General features: G+C 70.1%; 18 protein-coding genes. 10 read left to right on the forward strand and 8 right to left on the reverse strand.

Annotated elements, in window-relative coordinates:
• Positions 1-395 precede the first annotated feature (395 nt).
• The 3 genes from AB0I69_RS31815 to AB0I69_RS31825 all read left to right on the forward strand — a co-directional run bounded on the left by AB0I69_RS31815 (position 396) and on the right by AB0I69_RS31825 (position 3,612).
• The gene (locus AB0I69_RS31815; protein WP_363099180.1) at positions 396-1,640 is read left to right on the forward strand and encodes a glycosyltransferase; all 1,245 of its coding nucleotides are present in this window, start codon (positions 396-398) and stop codon (positions 1,638-1,640) included.
• A 107-nt stretch (positions 1,641-1,747) separates the two neighbouring features.
• The gene (gene wecB, locus AB0I69_RS31820; protein ID WP_363099181.1) at positions 1,748-2,911 is read left to right on the forward strand and encodes a UDP-N-acetylglucosamine 2-epimerase (non-hydrolyzing); all 1,164 of its coding nucleotides are present in this window, start codon (positions 1,748-1,750) and stop codon (positions 2,909-2,911) included.
• Entirely contained in the window at positions 2,908-3,612 is a 705-nt protein-coding gene (locus AB0I69_RS31825; protein WP_363099182.1) for a calcium-binding protein, read from the forward strand. Before wecB ends, AB0I69_RS31825 begins: the two co-directional genes overlap by 4 nt.
• A 93-nt stretch (positions 3,613-3,705) precedes the next feature.
• Here AB0I69_RS31825 and AB0I69_RS31830 read toward each other — a convergent pair whose 3' ends face one another.
• The 3 genes from AB0I69_RS31830 to AB0I69_RS31840 form a co-directional block, all read right to left on the reverse strand.
• Positions 3,706-5,169: a glutamate synthase subunit beta gene (locus AB0I69_RS31830; protein WP_363099183.1), complete on the reverse strand. Its 1,464-nt coding sequence runs from the start codon at positions 5,167-5,169 to the stop codon at positions 3,706-3,708.
• The gene (gltB, locus tag AB0I69_RS31835; RefSeq protein ID WP_363099184.1) at positions 5,162-9,757 is read right to left on the reverse strand and encodes a glutamate synthase large subunit; all 4,596 of its coding nucleotides are present in this window, start codon (positions 9,755-9,757) and stop codon (positions 5,162-5,164) included. Before gltB ends, AB0I69_RS31830 begins: the two co-directional genes overlap by 8 nt.
• Before the next feature lie 365 nt (positions 9,758-10,122).
• Entirely contained in the window at positions 10,123-10,854 is a 732-nt protein-coding gene (locus AB0I69_RS31840; RefSeq protein ID WP_363099185.1) for a VIT1/CCC1 transporter family protein, read from the reverse strand.
• Between the two features lie 292 nt (positions 10,855-11,146).
• Between AB0I69_RS31840 and AB0I69_RS31845 the strand changes: the two genes are divergently transcribed.
• Genes AB0I69_RS31845 through AB0I69_RS31875 form a run of 7 tightly spaced genes read left to right on the forward strand, consistent with a single transcriptional unit; the run spans position 11,147 to position 19,102 of the window.
• Entirely contained in the window at positions 11,147-12,238 is a 1,092-nt protein-coding gene (locus tag AB0I69_RS31845) for an ADP-ribosylglycohydrolase family protein (RefSeq protein WP_363099186.1), read from the forward strand.
• The gene (locus AB0I69_RS31850; RefSeq protein WP_363099187.1) at positions 12,235-13,680 is read left to right on the forward strand and encodes an ADP-ribosylglycohydrolase family protein; all 1,446 of its coding nucleotides are present in this window, start codon (positions 12,235-12,237) and stop codon (positions 13,678-13,680) included. Before AB0I69_RS31845 ends, AB0I69_RS31850 begins: the two co-directional genes overlap by 4 nt.
• 8 nt (positions 13,681-13,688) lie before the next feature.
• The gene (locus AB0I69_RS31855) at positions 13,689-14,855 is read left to right on the forward strand and encodes an ADP-ribosylglycohydrolase family protein (protein ID WP_363099188.1); all 1,167 of its coding nucleotides are present in this window, start codon (positions 13,689-13,691) and stop codon (positions 14,853-14,855) included.
• A complete protein-coding gene (locus AB0I69_RS31860) occupies positions 14,843-16,204 on the forward strand; it encodes an ADP-ribosylglycohydrolase family protein (protein WP_363099189.1) in 1,362 nt (453 codons plus the stop codon). Before AB0I69_RS31855 ends, AB0I69_RS31860 begins: the two co-directional genes overlap by 13 nt.
• On the forward strand, positions 16,201-17,094 hold the full coding sequence (gene rbsK / locus AB0I69_RS31865) for a ribokinase (protein ID WP_363099190.1): 894 nt from the start codon (positions 16,201-16,203) through the stop codon (positions 17,092-17,094). The genes AB0I69_RS31860 and rbsK overlap by 4 nt, the downstream gene beginning before the upstream one ends.
• Positions 17,091-18,293 (forward strand): CoA transferase, encoded by a 1,203-nt coding sequence (locus tag AB0I69_RS31870; protein ID WP_363099191.1) that lies wholly within the window; start codon positions 17,091-17,093, stop codon positions 18,291-18,293. Before rbsK ends, AB0I69_RS31870 begins: the two co-directional genes overlap by 4 nt.
• Entirely contained in the window at positions 18,290-19,102 is an 813-nt protein-coding gene (locus tag AB0I69_RS31875; protein WP_363099192.1) for a CoA ester lyase, read from the forward strand. Before AB0I69_RS31870 ends, AB0I69_RS31875 begins: the two co-directional genes overlap by 4 nt.
• 57 nt (positions 19,103-19,159) lie before the next feature.
• On the opposite strand, the gene lgt is transcribed toward AB0I69_RS31875, so the two are convergent.
• The 5 genes from lgt to trpC form a co-directional block, all read right to left on the reverse strand.
• Complete coding sequence (gene lgt / locus AB0I69_RS31880; protein WP_363099193.1) at positions 19,160-20,122, reverse strand: prolipoprotein diacylglyceryl transferase; 963 nt, start codon at positions 20,120-20,122, stop codon at positions 19,160-19,162.
• A 103-nt stretch (positions 20,123-20,225) separates the two neighbouring features.
• Positions 20,226-21,005: a thioredoxin domain-containing protein gene (locus tag AB0I69_RS31885; protein WP_363099194.1), complete on the reverse strand. Its 780-nt coding sequence runs from the start codon at positions 21,003-21,005 to the stop codon at positions 20,226-20,228.
• Positions 21,006-21,117: 112 nt separating this feature from the next.
• A complete protein-coding gene (trpA, locus tag AB0I69_RS31890) occupies positions 21,118-21,933 on the reverse strand; it encodes a tryptophan synthase subunit alpha (RefSeq protein WP_363099195.1) in 816 nt (271 codons plus the stop codon).
• A complete protein-coding gene (gene trpB, locus AB0I69_RS31895; protein WP_363099196.1) occupies positions 21,930-23,219 on the reverse strand; it encodes a tryptophan synthase subunit beta in 1,290 nt (429 codons plus the stop codon). The genes trpA and trpB overlap by 4 nt, the downstream gene beginning before the upstream one ends.
• 324 nt (positions 23,220-23,543) lie before the next feature.
• On the reverse strand, positions 23,544-24,353 hold the full coding sequence (gene trpC / locus AB0I69_RS31900) for an indole-3-glycerol phosphate synthase TrpC (RefSeq protein ID WP_363099197.1): 810 nt from the start codon (positions 24,351-24,353) through the stop codon (positions 23,544-23,546).
• Between the last annotated feature and the right edge of the window lie 17 nt (positions 24,354-24,370).

Below are 24,370 nucleotides of genomic sequence, written 5' to 3' on the forward strand. Positions count from 1 at the left end.
CCCCCCACTTTGCCAATCAGTGGCAAAGGTTTTTTGCTGCAAGAAGTCACCGATTCTTCTGGCACCCGAGAAGAGTGTCAATCGGTCAGGCCCTTTTTGCGGATTCCCCACTGCGGCGACTCGACAGTCTGCTACGTTCGGCTTCGCGCGTTGGGGACGCGTGTTGAATTATGGGGGGACAATGTACGGACGACCCGCTCTGGGGGCACTGCTGCCTCTTGCCGGGGCGATGGCCGCACCGGAAGCCGTGCCGGGGCTATCCATGGCCAAAGCATTGCAGGAAACAGCCGGGGCCGGATTCCTGCTCTATTTCCTGACAGCCTGTCTGATTCTCCTGGCCCGGATACGGTTGCGCCGGCGCGGACACGAGGCGCAGGCAGGCACCGGGAACAGTCATGATCTCTGAGCTGCTCCTCTGGTCGAGCATCACTTTGATCGTGGTGGCCGGCTGCTACAACACCAGCCTGTTCATTCTGTCGAGGCGCAGAATTCGCCGTTCCAGAACCGACCGGAGAGACCGGTTCTACGTATTCCTGCTCGCCTGCCTCAATGAAGAGAGCGTGCTTTCCGAAAGCCTGGCGCGCATCACCTCGCTGCCCGCCCGGAATTTCATGGCACTGGTGATCGACGACGGGTCGGACGACCGGACCGGCGAGATAGCCCTGTCCGCCGACCCGGCCCTGGTCCGCCTGCACCGGCGCACCCCGCCGAACGCACGCCGGGGCAAGGGTGCCGCGCTCAACGACGGCGTACGCCACCTTCGGGAATCCGGTCTGCTCGCCGGTCACGACCCCGAGGACGTGGTCCTCTGTGTGGTCGACGCGGACGGACGGCTCGACTCGCACATCGTGCAGTCGGTCGACCCCTACTTCGACGACCCGAGAACGGGCGCGGTTCAGGTCTGCGTCCGTATGTACAACCGGCACCTCGGACTGCTCGCCCGTATGCAGGACATGGAGTTCGTCGTCTACGGCGACGTGTTCCAGAGCGCACGCCGCTTCATCGGCAGCGTGGGCATGGGCGGCAACGGGCAGTTCATGCGGCTGTCGGCACTCAACTCCCTTGACGGGGACGGCCCGTGGAGCGACAGCCTCACCGAGGACCTCGACCTCGGGGTACGGCTGCTCGCCAAGGGCTGGACCAACCAGCACTGCACCACCGCCGCGGTCTCCCAACAGGCAGTGCTCAGTCTGCGGCGCCTGGTCCGCCAGCGATCCCGCTGGTTCCAGGGGCACATGCAGTCGGCCGGTCTCGTCCCGCTCATCCTGCGGGACGTACCGACCCGGGCGGCACTGGACCTGCTCTACCACCTGTCCAGCCCGGTGCTCATCCTGCTCACCTCGCTACTGCCCGTCTCGTTCCTCGTCGCTCTGGGCGCCACCACCGTGGCCTCCGTCCAGGTGGGACACCCGCTCGTCTCGCCCATGTGGCTGCTCGGCCCGTATCTGCTCTCGTTCACGACCGCCTACGCGTACGGCTTCGTGTACGCCAAGCGTGAGCGGGAGCTCGGACTGGTGCGCTCCGTGCTGCTCGCCCACGTCTTCATCTTCTACGGCTACATCTGGTTCGCCGCCGGCTGGTGGGGCTTCTGGCGGATGCTCACCGGCCAACGGGGCTGGCTGAAGACCGCGCGCACCTGAGGACATTCAGGCCGCGCCGAGTCCCCGCGCGGGTCCTCATCTCTCAGTACCTCTCATCACCTTCACGCGGTCGCTGCGTCGACCGTGCACGCCCAAGGGGGGCACCCATGTCCACACACCCGTCAGCCATGCCCGTACGCGCCATGCTCGTGCTCGGGACCCGGCCGGAAGCGATCAAACTGGCGCCGGTGGCGCGGGCGATGGCCGTCGGCGAACAGTTCGAGCCGATCGTCGTCACCACCGGTCAGCACCGCGAGATGCTCCACCAGATGCTCGGCATGCTGTGCGTCGACGTGCGCATCGCGCTCGACGTGATGCGCAGCCGCCAGCAGCTGTCCGACCTGACCGCACGCCTGGTCGGCGAACTCGGCGGGGTCCTGCGGGACCAGCGGCCCGACCTGGTCGTGGTGCAGGGGGACACCACGACCGCGCTGGCCGGCGCCCTCGCCGCCTTCTACGAGAAGATCCCGGTGGCCCACGTCGAGGCCGGGCTGCGTACCGGCGTCATCGACAACCCCTTCCCGGAGGAGCTCAACCGCTGTCTGATCGGCCGTATCGCCCGCTGGCACTTCGCCCCGACGGCGCGTGCGGCCCGGCATCTCAAGGACGAGGGCGTGCCCGCGGAGCAGGTGTTCACCACCGGCAACACCGTGATCGACAATCTGCTGTGGGTACTGGCCGAGGGCACCGGCACGTCCGCGTTCCGCACCGACGCCCGACGGATCCTGGTCACCCTGCATCGCCGGGAGAACCAGGGTGAGCGGATGCGCGGCATGGGCCGGGCACTCACCCGGCTCGCCGCGCGCGGGGATGTGGAGATCGTCCTGCCGCTGCACAGGAGTCCGGCCGTACGGGAGGTGCTGCTGCCCGAACTCAAGAGCCAGCAGGGGATTTCGCTGGTCGAGCCGCTCGGTTACGTGGACTTCGCGGCGACGTTGGCCGAGTGCGATCTCGTCCTGACCGACTCCGGCGGCATCCAGGAGGAGGCACCGAGCCTCGGCAAACCGGCGCTGGTGTTGCGCACCACCACCGAGCGTCCGGAGGCGGTCGACGTCGGAGCCGCCCGGCTCATCGGCACCGACCCGGAGGCGATCGTGAGCGCCGCCGAGGAATTGCTCGACGACGCTGTGGTGTACCGGCGGATGGCGACTGCGGGCAACCCGTTCGGCGACGGCCGGGCCGCAGCTCGGGTCCTCGCCCAGCTGGCCGAGGACTTCGCCGCCGATGTGCCGGTCGGTCTCACCGCGTCCGGGCCATACTCGACGGCATGACGCCGTCAATCCTGCGCCCCCGTCGGATCCCGCTGGTTCCGGCGGGGCGCAGGGGCAGGATCGCCCTGGCACTCACTCTCGTGCTCGCCGCCGTTCTGGCGATCACACTGAGCCAGTGCCAGGCGGACGACTCGCCGCCGCCCGCGCCCTGGATCGACGGTTCCACGCACGGCCGTTGGATCTCGGTGTTCAACGGCCACGGCACCAACCTGGGCGACGACGACTCACTGTCGCTGTCGCCCAGAGCCGCCGAGGACGCGGGCACCACGCACGCGGGACTGGTCGTGAGCACGGCTTCGTACGGCAACGTGCGCTACGAGGCACGGATGCGGACCGTCAAACAGCTGCGCGACCCCGACCCGAACCCTTGGGAAGTGCCCTGGCTGGTCTGGGCGTACACCGACCCCGAGCACTTCTACTACATCACCCTGAAGCCCAACGGCTGGGAGCTCGGCAAACGGGACCCGGCCTATCCGGGCGGCCAGCGCTTCCTGGCCACGGGCAGGACGAAGTACCCGGTGGGCAGCTGGTACCAGGTGCGAGTCCAACAGGACGGAGCGGTCCTCGCGATCACGGTGAGCGGGAAACCACTGGTGACCTTCACGGACACCGAACGCCCTTATCCACAGGGCAAGGTGGGCGCGTACACCGAGGACGCATCGGTGAAGTTCGAGGGCCTGAAGGCGAGTTCGAGCAGCTAGAAATGCGGCGGCGCCTGCCGGGTCCGGTCGGGGACAAAGCAGGCGCCGTCTCGTATTCCGCACGTCGTTGTGCGGACGTCTTTTGATGAACCGTCAGACCATCAACGCCCGGTCCGTCGGCCGGATCGGTGCCGGCAGTTCGCTGGCGCCGGTGAGGAAGCGGTCGACGCCACGCGCGGCCGAGCGGCCCTCCGCGATCGCCCACACGATGAGGGACTGGCCGCGGCCCGCGTCACCGGCGACGAAGACGCCGGGGACGTTGGTCTGGAAGTCGGCGTCGCGGGCGATGTTGCCGCGCTCGTCGAGGCCCAGGGCGAACTGGTCGACGAGACCGTTCTCGCGGTCGGTGCCGGTGAAGCCCATGGCCAGCGTGACCAGTTGGGCGGGGATCTTGCGCTCCGTGCCCGGCTTCTGGGTCAGCCTGCCCTCGACGAACTCGACCTCGACGAGGTGCAGCCACTGGACGTTGCCGTCCTCGTCGCCCTCGAAGTGGGTGGTGTTGACGGAGTAGACCCGCTCACCGCCCTCCTCGTGCGCGGACGTCACCTTGTAGAGCATCGGGAAGGTCGGCCAGGGCTGCGCGACCGCGTTCCGCTCGTCGCCCGGGCGGGGCATGATCTCCAACTGCGTGACGGAGGCCGCGCCTTGGCGGTGCGCCGTACCGACGCAGTCGGCGCCGGTGTCGCCGCCGCCGATGACGACGACGTGCTTGCCCTCGGCCGAGATCGGGGCGGTGACGTAGTCACCCTCCTGGACCTTGTTCGAGAGGGGCAGGTACTCCATCGCCTGGTAGACGCCGGTCAACTCCCGCCCGGGGACGGGGAGATCACGCGCGGTGGTGGAGCCTGCGGCGATGACGACCGCGTCGTAGCGCTTGCGCAGGTCGGTGGCCTTGAGGTCGACGCCGATCTCGATGCCGGTGCGGAAGCGGGTGCCCTCCGCGCGCATCTGCTCGATACGGCGGTTGATGTGCCGCTTCTCCATCTTGAACTCGGGGATGCCGTACCGGAGAAGACCACCGATGCGGTCCGCGCGCTCGTATACGGCGACGGTGTGTCCGGCCCGCGTGAGCTGCTGGGCGGCGGCGAGGCCCGCCGGGCCCGAGCCGATGACCGCGACGGTCTTGCCGGAGAGGCGCTCGGGAGCCTGCGGGGCGACATCGCCCGTCTCCCACGCCTTGTCGATGATGGAAACCTCGACGTTCTTGATGGTGACCGGCGGCTGGTTGATGCCCAGCACGCAGGCCGCCTCGCACGGCGCGGGGCACAACCGCCCGGTGAATTCAGGGAAGTTGTTGGTGGCGTGGAGGCGCTCCGACGCGGCCGTCCAGTCCTCGCGGTAGGCGTAGTCGTTCCACTCGGGGATCAGGTTCCCCAGCGGACAGCCGTTGTGGCAGAACGGGATACCGCAGTCCATGCACCGGCTGGCCTGCTTGCCGATGATCGGCAGCAGCGAACCGGGGACGTAGACCTCGTTCCAGTCCTTGAGACGGACGTCCACGGGACGGGACTTGGCGACCTCGCGCCCGTGGTTCAGAAAGCCCTTCGGGTCAGCCATTGATCGCCGCCTCCATCATCTTCTCGGTGATCTCGGTCTCGGAGAGACCTGCTCGCTCGGCGGCGTCCTTGGCGGCGAGCACTGCCTTGTATGCGCTGGGGATGATCTTGCTGAAGCGGTCCACGGACACGGCCCACTCGGCGAGCAGCTTCTCGGCGACCGTCGAACCGGTCTCCTCGGCGTGGCGGCGCACCACGTCGTGCAGCCACTGCTTGTCGTCCTCGTCCAACTCCTGGACGGCGCCCGCGTTTCCGACGTTCACGTTGTCGGAGTTCAGGTCGATGACATAGGCGATGCCGCCGGACATGCCCGCCGCGAAGTTGCGGCCGGTCTCGCCCAGGACGACCGCCCGGCCGCCGGTCATGTACTCGCAGCCGTGGTCGCCCACACCCTCGGAGACCACCGTGGCACCGGAGTTACGGACACAGAACCGCTCGCCGGTACGACCGCGCAGGAACAGCTCGCCGCCGGTCGCACCGTAGGCGATGGTGTTGCCCGCGATGGTGGAGAACTCGGCGAGGTGGTCGGCGCCCCGGTCGGGACGGACGATGACCCGGCCGCCCGAAAGGCCCTTGCCGACATAGTCGTTGGCGTCGCCCTCCAGGCGCAGCGTGACACCGCGCGGGAGGAAGGCGCCGAAGGACTGGCCGGCCGAGCCGGTGAAGGTGATGTCGATGGTGTCGTCGGGCAGGCCCGCGCCGCCGAACTTCTTCGTCACCTCGTGGCCGAGCATGGTGCCGACCGTGCGGTTGATGTTGCGGATCGCGACCTGCGCGCGGACCGGCTGGGCGTCGGTGGCGCTGGACGCGGCCAGGGCGTCGGCGGCGAGCTTGATCAGCTCGTTGTCGAGCGCCTTCTCCAGGCCGTGGTCCTGCTGGATGACCTGGTGGAGGGCTGCGCCGTCCGGGAGTTCGGGGACGTAGAAGAGGGGGGCCAGGTCCAGGCCCTGCGCCTTCCAGTGGTCTACGGCCCGCTCGACGTCGAGCGTGCCGGCCTTGCCGACGGCTTCCTCGATGGTGCGGAAGCCCAGCTCGGCGAGGATCTCGCGGACCTCTTCGGCGATGAACTGGAAGAAGTTCACGACGTATTCGGCCTTGCCGGCGAACCGGTCGCGCAGCACCGGGTTCTGCGTGGCGATGCCGACCGGGCAGGTGTCCAGGTGGCAGACGCGCATCATGACGCAGCCGGAGACGACGAGCGGCGCGGTCGCGAAACCGAACTCCTCGGCGCCGAGCAGCGCGGCGATGACGACGTCACGGCCGGTCTTCAGCTGGCCGTCGGTCTGGACGACGATCCGGTCCCGAAGTCCGTTGAGCAGCAAGGTCTGTTGGGTCTCGGCGAGGCCCAACTCCCAAGGTCCACCGGCGTGCTTGAGGGAGGTGAGCGGCGAGGCGCCCGTACCGCCGTCGTGGCCGGAGATGAGGACGACGTCCGCGTGCGCCTTCGACACACCCGCGGCGACCGTGCCGACGCCGACCTCCGAGACCAGCTTCACGTGGATCCGCGCCTGCGGGTTCGCGTTCTTCAGGTCGTGGATCAGCTGGGCGAGGTCTTCGATGGAGTAGATGTCGTGGTGCGGCGGCGGCGAGATGAGACCGACACCCGGCGTCGAGTGACGCGTCTTCGCGACCCACGGGTAGACCTTGTGGCCGGGCAGCTGGCCGCCCTCGCCGGGCTTGGCGCCCTGGGCCATCTTGATCTGGATGTCGTCCGCGTTGACCAGGTACTCGGAGGTGACGCCGAAGCGGCCGGAGGCGACCTGCTTGATGGCGCTGCGCCGGGCCGGGTCGTAGAGCCGGTCCGCGTCCTCGCCGCCCTCACCGGTGTTGGACTTGCCGCCCAGCTGGTTCATGGCGATGGCGAGGGTCTCGTGCGCCTCCAGGGAGATGGAGCCGTACGACATGGCGCCGGTGGAGAAGCGCTTGACGATCTCGGAGACGGGCTCGACCTCGTCGATGGAGATCGAGGGGCGGTCCGACTTGAAGCCGAAGAGGCCGCGCAGGGTCATCAGCCGCTCGGACTGCTCGTTCACGCGGTCCGTGTACTTCTTGAAGATGTCGTAGCGGTTGGTGCGCGTCGAGTGCTGGAGGCGGAAGACCGTCTCCGGGTCGAACAGGTGCGGCTCGCCCTCGCGGCGCCACTGGTACTCGCCGCCTATGTCGAGGGCGCGGTGCGCGGGCGCGATGCCGCTGGCCGGGTACGCCTTCGCGTGCCGGGCGGCGACCTCCTTGGCGATGACGTCGATGCCGACGCCGCCGATCTTGGTGGCCGTACCGCTGAAGTAGGCGTTGACGAACTGCTCGTCGAGGCCGACCGCTTCGAAGACCTGGGCGCCCCGGTAGGAGGCGACCGTCGAGATGCCCATCTTGGACATGACCTTGAGGACGCCCTTGCCGAGCGCGTAGATCAGGTTGCGGATGGCCTGCTCGGCCTCGATGTCGGTGAGGAACGTGCCGGCGCGGACGAGGTCCTCGACGGACTCCATCGCCAGGTACGGGTTCACGGCCGCGGCGCCGAAGCCGATGAGCAGGGCGACGTGGTGGACCTCGCGCACGTCACCGGCCTCCACCAGCAGGCCCACCTGGGTGCGCTGCTTGGTGCGGATGAGGTGGTGGTGGACGGCGGCGGTGAGCAGCAGCGAGGGGATCGGCGCGTGCTCGGCGTCGGAGTGCCGGTCCGAGAGGACGATCAGCCGGGCGCCGTTCTCGATGGCCGCGTCGGCCTCGGTGCAGATCTCGGCGAGGCGGGCGGCGAGGGAGTCGCCGCCGCCGGAGACCCGGTACAGGCCGGACAGGGTCGCGGCCTTCATGCCGGGCATGTCGCCGTCGGCGTTGATGTGGATGAGCTTGGCCAGCTCGTCGTTGTCGATCACCGGGAAGGGCAGGGTGACGCTACGACAGGAAGCGGCCGTAGGCTCCAGCAGGTTGCTCGCCGGTCCGAGGGACGAGCGCAGGGAGGTCACGAGCTCTTCCCTGATCGCGTCCAGCGGCGGGTTGGTGACCTGCGCGAACAGCTGGGTGAAGTAGTCGAAGAGCAGCCGGGGCCGGGCGGAGAGCGCGGCGATCGGCGAGTCGGTGCCCATCGAACCGATGGGCTCGGCACCGGCCTTGGCCATCGGCGCGAGGATGACGCGCAGCTCTTCCTCGGTGTAGCCGAAGGTCTGCTGGCGGCGGGTGACCGAGGCGTGAGTGTGCACGATGTGCTCACGCTCGGGCAGGTCGGACAGCTCGATCTCACCGGCTTCGAGCCACTCGGCGTACGGCTTCTCGGCGGCGAGGCCGGCCTTGATCTCGTCGTCCTCGATGATGCGGTGCTCGGCGGTGTCCACGAGGAACATGCGGCCGGGCTGCAGGCGGCCCTTGCGGACGACCTTCGCGGGGTCGATGTCGAGGACGCCGACCTCGGAGCCGAGGACGACGAGGCCCTCGTCGGTGACCCAATAACGGCCGGGGCGCAGGCCGTTGCGGTCGAGGACCGCGCCGACCTGGGTGCCGTCGGTGAAGGTGACGCAGGCCGGGCCGTCCCAGGGCTCCATCATCGTGGAGTGGAACTGGTAGAAGGCGCGGCGGGCCGGGTCCATGGAGTCGTGGTTCTCCCACGCCTCCGGGATCATCATCAGCACGGAGTGCGGCAGCGACCGCCCACCGAGGTGGAGCAGCTCCAGCACCTCGTCGAAGGACGCGGAGTCGGAGGCCTCGGGCGTGCAGATCGGGAAGATCCGGTCGATCTTCTCCTGGTCGCCGAACAGGTCGGAGGCGATCTGGGACTCGCGGGCCGCCATCCAGTTGCGGTTGCCCTTGACCGTGTTGATCTCGCCGTTGTGCGCGACGAAGCGGTACGGGTGGGCGAGCGGCCACGACGGGAAGGTGTTCGTGGAGAACCGGGAGTGCACGAGCGAGATCGCGGAGGCGAAGCGCCGGTCGGACAGGTCCGGGAAGAAGGGCTCCAGCTGACCCGTGGTGAGCATGCCCTTGTAGACGATGGTCCGCGCGGACAGCGACGGGAAGTAGACGCCGGCCTCGCGCTCGGCGCGCTTGCGCAGCGCGAAGGCCTTGCGGTCGAGGTCGATGCCCTGGCTCTGCCCGTCGCTCACGAAGAGCTGACGGAACAGCGGCATGGTCGAACGGGCCGTAGCGCCGAGGAGTTCGGGCGCGGTCGGAACCTCGCGCCACCCGAGAACGGTGAGACCTTCTTCTACGGCAATCGTCTCAACCTGCGAGACGATCGCGTCCGCGCCGTCCTCGGGCAGGAAGGCGATGCCGACCGCGTATCCACCGGCGGCGGGGAGGTCGAATCCGGCCACCTCACGGAAGAAGGCGTCCGGCACCTGGGACAGGATGCCCGCACCGTCGCCCGAGTCGGGCTCGGCACCGGTCGCACCGCGGTGCTCCAGGTTGCGCAGCACTGTGAGCGCCTGCTCGACCAGCGCGTGGCTCGCCTCGCCGGTGAGGGTGGCCACGAAGCCGACGCCACAGGCGTCGTGCTCGTTGCGGGGGTCGTACATACCCTGCGCGGCAGGGCGAGCATCCATGAAGGACCAGTTCTGGCCATTCGTGGGCTGCTGGGACGGCTGGCGCGGCGTACGCATCGGCTCTCCCGTCGTCGTCGTGGCATATGCATGGGCATAGGGACGACGTTGGCCCTCTGCGAGTTAGCGCAAAATTTCGTGCAGGTTACATGATGGAACGGTTCTCGGGAACCGGATACTCCGTTCCAACATGCGGACGCCGTGGGGTCGCGGCGGTGCACCGCACAAGCGGTGAAGGTGAAGGGGGCCAAACCGGACAGATCGATGTCCGGCAGTCCAGGGCAGAGGGAGCGTCGTCGCCCATCCCGCGGGTGCACCGCGGGCGTCATTGCCCACAGCGCTTACGGCTCATGCCCAGTGGTTAAGCGTTCGAAACCAGCGAGTAACGGCTACTTATGCGGCCCATCGCATAAGTGCGCGTCACGCTATCCTACGACCGTTCCGAACAGGGTGCCCAGGGCGTACGTCACACCGGCCGCCGCACCGCCCAGCGCGAGCTGTCGCAGCCCGCTGAACCACCAGGACCGCGCGGTCACCCGCGCCACCACAGCACCGCACCCGAACAACCCGACGAACGACAGCAGCAGCGCCGGCCACAGAGCGGTCGCCCCGAGCAGGAACGGCAGTACGGGAAGCAGCGCGCCGAGCGCGAACGCCCCGAAGGACGACACGGCGGCGACGAGCGGCGAGGGCAGATCCCCGGGGTCGATCCCCAGCTCCTCCCGGGCATGTATCTCCAGGGCCTGCTCGGGATCACGGGACAACTGCCGGGCGACTTCACGGGCGAGTTCGGCGTCGACACCGCGGGCGGCATAGAGCGAGGCGAGCTCCTCTTCCTCGTCCTCGGGATGCTTGCGCAGCTCCCGCCGCTCGACGTCCAGCTCGGCCTCGACCAGCTCGCGCTGGGAGGCGACGGAGGTGTACTCGCCGGCCGCCATGGAGAAGGCACCGGCGGCGAGCCCGGCCAGCCCGGTGATGACGACGGTCTGATGACTGACAGCACCGCCGACGACACCGGTCATCAGGGCGAGGTTGGAGACGAGACCGTCCATCGCGCCGAACACCGCGGGGCGCAGCCAGCCGCCGTTCACATCACGGTGGGTGTGGTTGTCGCGGTGCGCCTCGTGAAGCGTCGCTTGGGTCTCGATGATGGCCATGCGGTGATCCCCCAGGAGGCTGGCAAGCGCCTAAGGTTAGGCTAACTTTGGACATGTTCTACTCTTCGACAACACTCAACATACGCTTTTCATTTCCGGCCCTCCAGCAAGGAAAGGCTGGGCTAACCTGCACCTTTACCTTCGAACGCTCATCCGTGATGATCTCCGATCAGATGTCGACCGGGTGACGCTGCGCTCCGTCAGGCTCTGCCGAAGGCCTCCCGTGGGACACATCCGCAAAGGGTTCCGCGCCCTGAGGCGCCCTGAGGGAACCCCGTAGGAGAGGCCGCGTATGGCATCGATCGCCTGCATTCCCCCGGTCCCGGCGCCCAAGAACGCCCCCGAACTCCGCGAACGGGCACGCGGCGCGCTGCTCGGCCTGGCGGTGGGGGACGCCCTCGGGGCACCGGCAGAAAACATGAAGCCCTCGGAGATCCGCGCCCGTTGGGGCCGCATCACGGGATACGTGGCCGAGAACCCGGCCGGCACGGACGACACGGAGTACGCGATCTTCTCCGGCCTCCTCCTGGCCCGCCACGGCTCGGCGCTCACGCCGACCCACGTGGAGGCGGCCTGGCACGAGTGGATCGCGGACCGCGACGAGGGCCCGTTCCGCGGCGCGGGCTTCAGCGAACGCGGCACCCTGGAGAACCTCCGCAGAGGCCTGGCAGCCCCGATTTCGGCACAACACCGCCACGCCTGGAGCGACGGCCTGGCCATGCGCGCGGCCCCCTTCGGCGTCTTCGCGGCAGGCCGCCCGGCGGAGGCTGCCCGTCTCGTCGCGATCGACGGTTCGGTGAGCCACGACGGCGAGGGCATCTACGGCGGCCAGGCGGTCGCGGCAGGCGTAGCGGCGGCGATGGCGGGAGCCCCGACGATCGCGGTCGTCGCCTCCGCCCTGGCCGTCGTCCCCGACGACTCCTGGACGGCCCGCTCCCTGCGCCGAGCGGTGGCGGTCGCCCACCGGGGCGAACGTGCGGTCCGCTCCGCGGTGGTGATCGGCGGCTACCCCTGGACCGACCTGGCCCCCGAGGCGGTCGCCCTCGCCTTCGGCGCGTACGCGGCAGCGGACGGCGACTTCACGGAGTCGGTCCTCACGGCGGTCAACATGGGAAGGGACGCGGATACGACGGCGGCGGTGGCGGGAGCGCTGGCGGGCGCGACCCGCGGCGCCTCGTCGATCCCGTCCGACTGGGCGGCGGCGATCGGCCCGGCCCGGGGAAGCTGCCTGCCGGCGATGGCCGGCCACCATGTGCTGGACATCGCGGAGTTGCTGGTTCCGGGGGAGGGCGGGAAATGGGGTACGGGGGGCGTGGTGCGCCGGGATCAGCGGGTGCGACGGGAGTACGTGCTGGCTGCGGATGAGGACGAGGTGCGGCTGTGAGAACCCACGACGAACGAGCGGCCGGGGATGGCGAGTTCATCCCACAAGGGCCGACGGCGGCCGACTCCCTCTTCCACTCCAAGCCACTCCAACTCGCAGCCACCGGCGGCGAGTTCGCCCCGCAAGAACCACCCGCAGCCACAGACGGCGAGCCCTCCCCACAAGCGCCACCCGCACCCAACCCCCCTCTCCACCCCACCCCGCCCCAACCCGCAGCCGCCGACGGCGAATCCGCCCCACAGGGGCCACCCGCACCCGACGACGAGAGCCGCACGGGGGGTGCGGGTGGGAACAACAAGGCCGATGGCGGAGCCGAGGCCGTTCACAAGGTCCGCCGTATCGAGGGGCTGCTGCTCGGGCTCGCCGCAGGTGATGCCGCCGGTTGGCCCGCCGCGAGACACCGAGCCGCCCGCATGCCCGAGTGGACCCGCCGCCTCACCCGCGAGCTGGACACCTTCGCCGAACAGAACGCGACCACGACACTCCCCGTCCCCATCGCCCTGAACCAACCCCCCGAGCCCCTACGCCTGGGCCCCTCCGACGACGCCGAATGGGCAGCGTTCGCCGCAGAAGCCGTACTACGAGCCGGCGACGACACAGTCCTCGGCGACCTCAGCAGAGAACGCAGAACCCGAGCCGCGATCGACCTCACCTGGAACGCCATCGCCAGCGAGGTCGCCGCAGCAGCAGACCGCGCCCCGGAAGTCGAGTCCGCCGTACTTCCCCTCCGCGCCCGTATCTCCGTCCGCGCCGGCCTCGGCAACCTCGCCGCAGGACTCCGCCCACCCGCCACCGGCCACGACAACCCCCACTACTTCGACGACGCGGCCTGCGTAAGAGCCTGCGTCCTCGCGGTGGCTCACCCCGGCGACCCCCAACGCGCCGCCGCCCTCGCCGAGTTCGACGCCCGCTACACCCAGGACGGCGACGGAGTCCACGGCGCCAGGGCCATGGCCGCGGCCCTCTCCCTCGCCCTGGTCGGCACGGACGTGGACGACTGCGTGGCAGCCGCCCTCGCCGAACTCCCCGAATCCACGGAGATCGGCCGCAACGCCCGCCACGCACTGAAGTTGGCCCAGGACAGCGACAGCACCTTCGCCCTGATCCCCCTCCTGGAACACCAGATCGTCGACCACGTCTACAGCTACGGAATCGCAGCCGCCGAAACCGTCCCGGTAGCCCTGGCCCTGACAACAGCCTCCCGCGGCCGTATCGCAGAAGCGGTACCCGCCGCAGCCTGCCTCTCCCGCGTCGCCGACTCCGCCCCGGCCCTGGCCGGCGCCCTCACCGGAGCACTCGGCGGCGGCGGGGCCATCCCCGCCACCTGGCGGGACGCCTGCCGCACCCTCTCCGGCTGCGCACTCCCCCGCCTCACCGGCACCGACCTCGTAGAACTCGCCGAACTCCTGGAAGCCACACAACCGGCCCCACCAGGAGCATGATTCGGTGCATGACGCCCAAACTCCCAGAAAGCAGTCTTGAGGACCGGATCACCGGCGCCCTCGTCGGGGCGGCCGTCGGCGACGCCCTCGGCGGCCCCGTCGAGGGCTACTCCCCCGACCAGATCCTCGAACGCCACAGCGGTCGCGTCCACGGCATCGTCGGCCCCTGGAACGGCGACGCCTGGCGCACCGCCCGCCCCATCGCCCCGTACCACAAGGGCGACGGCCACGTCACCGACGACACCTTGATGACTCATGCGCTGGTACGGGTCTACGCCCAGGTCCGCGACCACCTCGACGCGTACTCCGTCGCCGATCACCTCGTCCCGGACCTGATGCAGAACCCGCGCTGGATCCCGGAGTTGGAGGCGGAAGCCATCCCCCTCCAACGCATCTTCCTCGCGGAGAAATGGCTCGCGGCCCGCCTCCACTACGGCCACATCGACCCCCGCGAGGCCGGCGTCGGCAACATCGTCAACTGCGGTGCGGCGATGTACATGGCCCCGGTCGGCCTGGTCAACGCGGCCAATCCGGCGGGCGCTTACGCGGAGGCCCTCGACATCGCGGGCGCCCACCAGTCGTCGTACGGCCGAGAGGCGGCCGGTGTCTTCGCGGCGGCGGTGGCCGCGGCCTGCGTCCCGGGCGCGACCCCCGACTCAGTCGTGACCGCCTGCCTCGCCCTGGCGAAGGACGGCACCCGCACCGCCATCGAGCAGGTCTGCGAAGTAGCCGCCCGTTACTCGGACTTCGAGTCGGCGCTGGTCCCCCTGCGGGAGGCGATCGCACCGTACGACACGGTGGGCCCCGACTACCGCGCCCCCTCCCTGGACGCCCGCCGCCCCTCCCGTACCAAGGCGATCGAGGAACTCCCCGTCGCCCTGGGCATGTTGGTGGTCTCCGGCGGCGACTACCGCCACGCGGTACTGGGTTCGGTGAACTACGGCCGGGACTGCGACTCGATCGCGACGATGGCCGGCGCGGTGGCCGGCGCCCTCGGCTCCACGGTCCCGCAGGACTGGTCGAAGACGGTCGCGGAAGCCAGCCGCCTGGATCTCTGGGAACCAGCCACGACCCTCACCGCCGTCACCCGCGAGCTCTTCGAACGCGACGTCCTCCGACGCCGGGCCCACGAGGCGGCGTTCACCGAGATCGGAGGGCTGAGGTGCTCCGACTGACCTGGGTCCAGCCGGAGGACCTGCTGGGCCACGAGCTGCACCAGGCCGCCCAGGACGGACGCGAACCGTCGGCGATCGCGGCACGATGGCGGGCGGCGGGCGGTGCGGAAGCCCCGGAACGGGCGGGCGCGTCGGCCCAACCCCCCACCCGCTACCTCCGGTTGCTCGCGGAAGACCTGCTGGACGAACTGGCGGACCTGCCCGGCAAGTTGGCGGACCAAGAACCCACCGACCTGGCGCGGATCAAGTCCCTCTGCCCCAACTGGCCCACCCCGCAAGCCACTTCCTCACCCCGCCCGGCCACCCTCCAGGCCGCCTGGCTGGGCCGCGCCGTCGGCTGCCTCCTCGGCAAACCCGTCGAGAAGATCACCCTCGACGGCATCCGCCAACTCGCCCGCGCCACCGGCAACTGGCCCCTCAACTCCTACTTCACCGCCCGAGGCGTCCCCGCCGAACTCCTCGCCGCCCACCCCTGGAACCGCCGCTCCGCCCCCACCTCCCTCGCCGAGAACATCGACGGCATGCCCGAGGACGACGACCTCAACTACCCGCTACTGAACCTCCTGTTGCTGCAACGCCACGGCAAGGACTTCACCACCGCCGACGTGGCGAAACTCTGGCTCGACGAACTCCCCGCAGGCCGCACCTTCACCGCCGAACGCATCGCCTACCGCAACCTCCTCACCGGCCTGGAACCCCCGCGAACGGCCCGCCACCGCAACCCGTTCCGCGAGTGGATCGGCGCCCTGATCCGCGCCGACGTGCACGGCTGGACCAACCCCGGAAACCCCGCCGCAGCGGCCGAACAGGCCCACCGCGACGCCACCCTCACCCACACCGCGAACGGCGTCTACGCGGCGATGTTCACGGCGGCCGTCATCGCCACCGCGACCACCGGCACCCACGACATCCACACCTGCCTACGCACCGGTCTGACGGTCGTCCCGCCCCACTCCCGTCTCGCGAAGGCGATCCACCACGCCCTCCAACTGGCCAGGAAACACCGGGACTTCGACGCCGTCGTGGACGAACTCCACGCCACCTACTCCCCCACCCACCACTGGGTCCACGCGATCCCCAACACCGCCCTGATCGCCGCCGCCCTCACCCACGCGGACGGCGACTTCACCGGCTCCATCTGCCGTGCGGTGTCCGGGGGTTGGGACACCGACTCCAACGGCGCCACGGTCGGCAGCATCGCCGCCCTGCTCGCGGGCACCCCCGCCGCGCTCCCCGACCGCTGGACGGCCCCCCTCAAGAACCGACTCGCCACCTCCGTAGGCGACTTCAACGGCATCGGTTTCGACACCCTCGCCCGGCTCACCCATCAGGAGACCGCCCGCCCATGACCCACATCGCCGTGCTCGGCAGCACGAACATGGACCTCGTCGCCTACGTCGCGAAGGCCCCGCAGCGCGGAGAGACCGTGACGGGACGGGAGTTCCGTACGATCCCCGGCGGCAAGGGCGCCAACCAGGCGATCGCCGCGGCCCATTCAGGCGCCAACGTCACGATCATCGGCGCGGTCGGCAACGACGCCTACGGCGCCCAACTCCGCGCCACGTTCGAACACTCGGGCGTCGACACCGACCATCTGCGCACCGTCGAGGGCCCGTCCGGCACCGCGCACATCGTCGTGGACAACGAGGGCGGCAACGCGATCGTCGTGATCCCCGCCGCCAACAGCACCGTCGACCACCTCGCCCCCGGCGACGAGGCCACGATCGCCACGGCCGACGCCCTGCTACTCCAACTGGAGATCCCGCTGACCGGAGTGATCGCGGGCGCGGAGGCAGCCCGCCGCCACGGCATCCGTACGATCCTCACCCCCGCGCCCGCCCAGCCACTACCCGCCGAACTCCTCGCCGCCACCGACCTGTTGGTCCCCAACGAGCACGAGGCCACCGCCCTCACCGGCCACACCGACCCGCGCGAGGCAGCGGCGGCCCTGCTCGACCAGGTGCCCGAGGTGATCGTCACCCTGGGCGCGGCGGGCAGCCTGTACGCGGCCCGGGACGCCGAGCCGCTCACCGTCTCCGCGCCCCGCGTGACCGCCGTGGACTCGACGGGCGCGGGCGACACCTTCGTCGGCGCACTGGCGGTGGCACTCGCCGAGGGCCGCCCGATGCGGGACGCGCTGGGATGGGCGGCAGCGGCGGCAGCCCTGTCCGTGCAACGGCCCGGGGCGACGGCGTCGATGCCGTTCCGCGCGGAGATCGACAAGCAGTACGCGTCATGACCGAGACGACGACCACAACTCCCCTGTCAGGCCTGCGCGTTCTCGACCTCGCGACGCTCTTCGCCGGACCCCTCGCCGCCACCATGCTCGGCGACTTCGGCGCCGAGGTCATCAAGGTCGAGCACCCGACCAAGCCCGACCCGTCCCGTGGCCACGGCCCGTCGAAGGACGGCATCGGCCTGTGGTGGAAGCTGCTCGGCCGCAACAAACGCACGATCACCCTTGACCTCTCGAAGCCGGGCGGGCGCGACACCCTCCTCCGGCTCGCCGCGACCGCCGACGTGATCATCGAGAACTTCCGCCCCGGCACCCTGGAGAAATGGGACCTCGGCTGGGCCGAACTCTCCGCCGCCAACCCGCGGTTGGTCCTCGCCCGGGTCACCGCCTTCGGCCAGTTCGGGCCCTACGCCCACCGCCCCGGCTTCGGCACCCTCGCCGAGGCGATGAGCGGTTTCGCCGCGATCACCGGCGAACCGGACGCACCCCCGACGCTCCCGCCGTTCGGCCTCGCCGACTCGATCGCGGGCCTGGCGACGGCGTACGCCGTGATGACGGCCCTCGCCGCCCGCGACCGCACGGGCGAGGGCCAGGTAGTCGACATGGCGATCATCGAACCGATCCTCACCGCCCTCGGCCCGCAACCCCTCTGGTACGACCAGCTCGGCCACGTCCAGCCGCGCACCGGCAACCGCTCCCAGAACAACGCCCCGCGCAACACCTACCGCACGGCGGACGGCAGTTGGGTCGCCGTCTCGACCTCCGCCCAGTCGATCGCCGAGCGCGTGATGCGCCTGGTCGGCCGCCCGGAACTGATCGACGAACCGTGGTTCGCGACCGGCGCCGACCGGGCCCGGCACGCCGACATCCTCGACGCGGCGGTCGGCGACTGGATCGCGCAACGCACCCGCACGGAGGTCCTGGCCGCCTTCGAGAAGGCGGAGGCTGCGGTCGCCCCCATCCAGGACGTACGGGACGTCATGACGGACCCCCAGTACCAGGCCCTCGACACGATCACCACCGTCGACGACCCCGAACTCGGCCCCCTCCGCATGCAGAACGTCCTCTTCCGCCTCTCCGCCACCCCCGGCGCGATCCGCTGGACCGGCCGCCCCCACGGCGCCGACACGGACACGGTCCTGACCGAACTCGGCCTGACCAACACCGAGTTGACCACTCTCCGCCAGGAGGGCGCCCTGTGACCCCACACCCCCTGACCTGGCTCTACGTCCCCGGTGACCGCCCCCCGATCGTCGCCAAGGCCCTCGCCGCCGGCGCCGACGTGGTCGTCGTGGATTTGGAGGACGCGGTAGCCCCGGACCGCAAGGCCTACGCCCGCGCGGCCACAGCGGAACTCCTCTCGGAGCCCCAACTCAACGTCCACGTCCGCGTGAACGCCCTGGACACCCCCTGGGCAGCCGACGATCTCCGCACCCTCACACCCCTCCCGGGCGTGTCTGGCCTACGGCTCCCGAAGGTGACGTCCACGGAGGACGTCGTAGCCGTAGCGGAAAAGGCCCGCGACCTCCCCCTGTACGCCCTCCTGGAGACGGCCCTCGGCATCGAGCGGGCCTTCTCGATCGCCGCCGCGCACTCCTCCGTGCACGGCATCGCGCTCGGCGAGGCGGATCTACGGGCCGACCTGGGCGTACGCGACGACGCCGGCCTCGACTGGTCCCGCTCGCGGGTGATCGTCGCCGCGCGGGCCGCGGGACTGGCCCCGCCACCCCAGTCCGTCCACCCGGACATCCGCGACCTGGAGGGCCTGGCGGCCTCCTGCGCCCACGGTCGCACCCTCGGTTTCCTCGGGCGCGCGGCGATCCATCCCCGTCAACTCCCGGTCATCGAGAGCGCGTTCCTTCCGACCGAGCACGAACTCGAACAGGCCGAGACGATCGTCAAGGCGGCCATGCAGGAGGAGGGCGCCCAGGCCCTGCCCGACGGCCGGTTCATCGACGCGGCGGTGGTGGTGGCGGCGCAGAGAACACTCGCGTTGGCGCGCCGCACCTGAACACGATGAGGGCGCCCCGTGAAACACGGGGCGCCCTCATCGTCGTAGAACCGGCCGTCAGCCCTTCTTCGCCGACTCGGCCTCGTCTTTTTTGAGGTCTACCTCTTCTGCTTCTTCCGTGACCTCGGTGTCTTCCTTCGCCTCCGAGGCGTCGGACTCCGGCTCTTCCTTCTCCACCGGCTCGCTGTCACCGTCGGGGGCATCGGTGTCCGGCTCGACGACCTCTTCGCGGCCCGGGCGCTTCTTCGCCGAGATCACGAAGTACGTCACCGCGAGCGCGAAGACGATCATCGCGGTCCAGTCGTTCAACCGCAGGCCGAGGATGTGGTGGGCGTCGTCGACGCGCATGTACTCGATCCAGCCGCGGCCCACGCAGTACGCGGCGACGTACAGCGCGAACGCCCGGCCGTGGCCCAGCTTGAAGCGGCGGTCGGCCCAGATGACGAGGAAGCCGACGCCGACGCACCACAGCGACTCGTACAGGAACGTCGGGTGGTAGTAGCCGGGGACGCGGCCGTCCGTCGAGGACGTGATGTGCAGCGCCCAGGGGAGGTGCGTCTCGCGGCCGTACAGCTCCTGGTTGAACCAGTTGCCCCAGCGGCCGATGGCCTGGGCGAAGGCGATACCGGGGGCGAGGGCGTCGGCCCAGGCGGGCAGCGGGATGCCACGGCGGCGGCAGCCGATCCAGGCACCCACCGCGCCGAGCGCGATGGCGCCCCAGATGCCGAGGCCGCCCTGCCACACCTTGAAGGCGTCCACCCAGTCGCGGCCCTCGCTGAAGTACAGCTCGTAGTCCGTGATCACGTGGTAGAGGCGACCGCCGACGAGGCCGAACGGCACGGCCCAGACAGCGATGTCGGCCACCGTCCCGACCTTGCCGCCGCGGGCGACCCAGCGTTTGTTGCCGAGCCAGACGGCGACGAAGACGCCGATGATGATGCAGAACGCGTAGCCGCGCAGCGGAATGGGGCCGAGGTGGATGACCCCGCGCGACGGGCTGGGAATGTAGGCAAGTTCCATGGCAGGGTCGACGCTACCGTGCCGGACCGCGACCACGGCAAGCGGCCCGGCTACGGCTCCATAACGGGCCGGTGTGAAAACCGGCCCGCCCGCTTACCCCCTGTCACCCCTTGTTCGCCGCCTGGACCAGCTGCTTCAGCTTCGCCGGGGTCATCGTCTGGTCCGCGTAGATGTTCTTGCCGTCGAAGAGGACGGTCGGCGTACCGGTGAATCCGCCGGCCTGGAACGCGGCGGCGGACTTCGTGACCCAGCTGTCGTGCGTACCGCTGTTGACGCACTTCTGGAAGGCGGGCGTGTCGAGGCCGCTGACCTTGCCCGCCAGCTCGATCAGCTTGGCGTTGCTGGAGTACGCGTCGTCCGTCTCCTTGGGCTGGTTCTCGTACAGCACGTCGTGGAAGTCGCGGAACTTTCCGGCGTCCTGGGCGCAGGCCGCCGCGTTGGCCGCGCGCTTGGAGCCGGTGCCGCCGAGGTTGCCGTCGATGATCGTGACCAGGTGGTACTGCACCTTGAGCTGCCCGGAGTCCGTCAGCTCGTGGAGCGTCGAGCGGTACGCCGTCTCGAAGGCCTGGCAGGCCGGGCAGCGGAAGTCCTCCCACACCGTGAGCGTCGGCTTGGCGCTGTCCTTGCCGACCTGGATCGCCAGGCTGTCCTTGCCGGTCGCCCCGGAGGGCGCCACGACCGGGCCCGCGCTGCTGCTGCCGCTGTCGTCCTTGCCGTGGTTCGCGGCGAGGACGCCGACCACCGTCGCCAGACCCAGCACGCAGACGACGCTCGCGGCCACGATCAGCGTGCGCCGCCGCCTCTCCGCGGACTTCTGCTTCTCACGCTCGACCGCCAGCCGCTCGCGGGCGGTGCGCTTTCCGTCACGGTTCTTCTCGCTCACACCCCGCAGAACGAACCGGGGAGGCGCAGCGCGCCTCCCCGGTCCCAGGTCCACCCATACGAGGGACCAGTTGTTCTGTTATGCCGGTCGCCGCGTGACGCCTGGCGTTCTGTTACGCCTGTCCGCGCACGCCCTTGGCCAGTTCACCGGCGAGCGCGCGGACCGCCTCTACGCCGGCCGCGTCGTCCGGGGCGTCCAGCATCCCCTTGACGAAGGCCGAGCCGACGATCACGCCGTCCGCGAAGCGGGCCACCTCGGCGGCCTGCTGGGCGTTCGAGACACCGAGTCCGACGCACACGGGCGTGTCGGTGGTGGCCCGGGTGCGCTCGACGAGGTCCTGCGCCTGCGCGCCCACGGACGCACGGGTGCCGGTGACGCCCATCAGGGAGGCGGCGTAGACGAAGCCGGTGCCGACCTTGGTGATCTCGGCGAGGCGGGCGTCCTTGCTGCTGGGCGCGACCACGAAGACCGTGGCGAGCCCGTGCTTCTCGGCGTGCTCCCTCCACAGCCCCGCCTCCTGCACGGGCAGGTCGGGCAGGATGCACCCGGCACCGCCCGCCTCGGCCAGCTCGGCGGTGAAGCGCTCGACGCCGTAGCGGTCGATCGGGTTCCAGTACGTCATGACGAGCACCGGCTTCCCGGTCGCCGCGTGGGTCTCGCGGACCGTGCGCATCACGTCCGCGATCTTGACGCCGCCGCGCAGGGCGATGTCGTCGGCGGTCTGGATGACGGGACCGTCGAGGACGGGGTCACTGTGCGGCAGGCCCACCTCGACGATGTCCGCGCCGCCGTCGAAGGCCGCCTTGATCGCCGCGATACCGCCGTCCACCGTCGGGAACCCGGCCGGGAGATAGGCGATGAGCGCGGCGCGTCCCTCGGCCTTCGTGGCGGCGAGGGTGTCGCTCAACAGCTGGATGTTGCCGCTCACTTGGCGTCCCCCTCGATCTCCGCGACGTCGGCGGTGTTCGCCGCGACTTCGGCATCGGCACTGGTGTCGTACAGGCCGAAGTACCGGGCGGCCGTGTCCATGTCCTTGTCGCCGCGCCCGGACAGGTTGACGACGATCAGCCCGTCCTTGCCCAGCTCCCTGCCGACCTCCAGCGCGCCTGCCAACGCGTGGGCGCTCTCGATGGCCGGGATGATGCCCTCGGTGCGCGACAGCAGGCGCAGGGCCTGCATAGCGGCGTCGTCGGTGATCGCGCGGTACTCGCCGCGGCCACTGTCCTTGAGGTAGGAGTGCTCGGGGCCGATGCCCGGGTAGTCCAGTCCGGCCGAGATCGAGTACGGCTCGGTGATCTGGCCCTCCTCGTCCTGCAGGACGTAGGACCGGGAACCGTGCAGGATGCCGGGCTCGCCCGCGGTGAGGGTCGCCGCGTGCTCGCCGGTCTCGACGCCGTGACCGGCCGGTTCGCAGCCGATGAGGCGTACGTCCGCGTCCGGGATGAAGGCGTGGAAAAGGCCGATGGCGTTCGAGCCGCCGCCGACGCAGGCGATCGCCGCGTCGGGGAGACGTCCGGCGCGCTCCAGGATCTGACGGCGGGCCTCGACGCCGATCACGCGGTGGAAGTCGCGGACCATGGCGGGGAAGGGGTGCGGGCCGGCGACCGTACCGAAGAGGTAGTGCGTGCGGTCGACGTTGGCAACCCAGTCGCGGAAGGCCTCGTTGATCGCGTCCTTGAGCGTACGGCTGCCGGACTTCACGGCGATGACCTCGGCGCCGAGCATGCGCATCCGGGCCACGTTCAGCGCTTGGCGCTGGGTGTCGATCTCGCCCATGTAGATGGTGCATTCGAGGCCGAACAGTGCGCAGGCGGTGGCGGTCGCGACGCCGTGCTGACCGGCGCCGGTCTCCGCGATGACCCTGGTCTTGCCCATGCGCTTGGTGAGCAGGGCCTGACCGAGGACGTTGTTGATCTTGTGGGAGCCGGTGTGGTTCAGGTCCTCGCGCTTGAGGAAGATCCTCGCGCCACCCGCGTGTTCCGCGAAGCGCGGTACCTCCGTGAACGCGCTTGGCCTGCCGGTGTAGTTGAGGAGGAGGTCGTCCAACTCGCGGGCGAACTCGGGGTCGTGCTTGGCCTTGTCGTACTCGACGGCCACCTCGTCCACGGCGGCGACGAGGGCCTCCGGGATGAACTTGCCGCCGAAGGCGCCGAAGTAGCCTTCGGGGCTGGGGATTTGGCCGTCGGGGTCTGGGATGAAGAACTCGCTGGGCATGCGGAAACCTCACGGTGAGTGTTTGTTGAGACACTAGGCGCCGTGGGGCGGAGGGGTGTTAGTTGGCTGCGGGCCGGCCGTGGCTGGTCGCGCCCGCGCGGCGGTAGCCGCACATCAAATACAGCCCCGCGCCCCTAAAGGGCGCGCTGCCATCGACGGCCGTTTACCTGCCCAGGCTCGTCTCCGATGACGTAACGCACCCTGCGGCCGCGCACCCGGCGGGCCGGGGCGCGGCAACCCCTCGGACGGCAGCCGCGCGCGAGGCGGGCGTACCGGTCCGTGGGCGTCAGGGTGAGGTTCATCGCGGGCTAGCCTACCGGGTGATCAGCTACGGCCGTGTCGCAGTGCGGGGTGCTCCCCCGCCGCGACCAGGTCCGACACCGCCGACTTGGGGTCGCGGCCGGTGACCAGGGACTCGCCCACCAGGACCGCATCGGCGCCTGCGTTGGCGTAGGCGATGAGGTCGTGGGGGCCGCGGACGCCGGACTCGGCGATCTTGACGATGTGGGCGGGGATCTCGGGGGCGACGCGCTCGAAGGTGCCGCGGTCGACCTCAAGGGTCTTGAGGTTGCGGGCGTTGACGCCGATGATCTTGGCGCCGGCGTCGACCGCGCGGTCGACCTCGTCCTCGTCGTGGACCTCGACGATCGGCGTGAGGCCGATCGACTCGGCGCGCTCGATGAGGGACTCCAGGGCGGGCTGGTCCAGGGCCGCGACGATCAGCAGCACGAGGTCGGCGCCGTAGGCCCGGGCCTCCCAGAGCTGGTACGACGTGACGATGAAGTCCTTGCGGAGGACCGGGATGTCCACGCGGGCGCGAACGGCCTCCAGGTCGGCCAGCGAGCCGCCGAAGCGGCGCTGTTCGGTGAGGACGGAGATGACGGCTGCGCCGCCCGCCTCGTAGTCCGCGGCCAGGCCCGCCGGGTCGGCGATCGCGGCCAGCGCGCCCTTGGAGGGGCTGGAGCGCTTGACCTCGCAGATGACCTTGACGCCGTCGCCGCGCAGGGCTGCGACGCCGTCCTTGGCAGCGGGAGCCTTCGCCGCGCGCTCCTTGAGCTCGTCGAGGCTGACGCGCGCCTGCCGTTCCGCCAGGTCGGCACGGACTCCGTCGATGATCTCGTCGAGCACACTCACGCGAGCGGCCCCCTTCC

This window comes from Streptomyces sp. NPDC050508 (assembly GCF_040655155.1).
Lineage (GTDB): Bacteria > Actinomycetota > Actinomycetes > Streptomycetales > Streptomycetaceae > Streptomyces.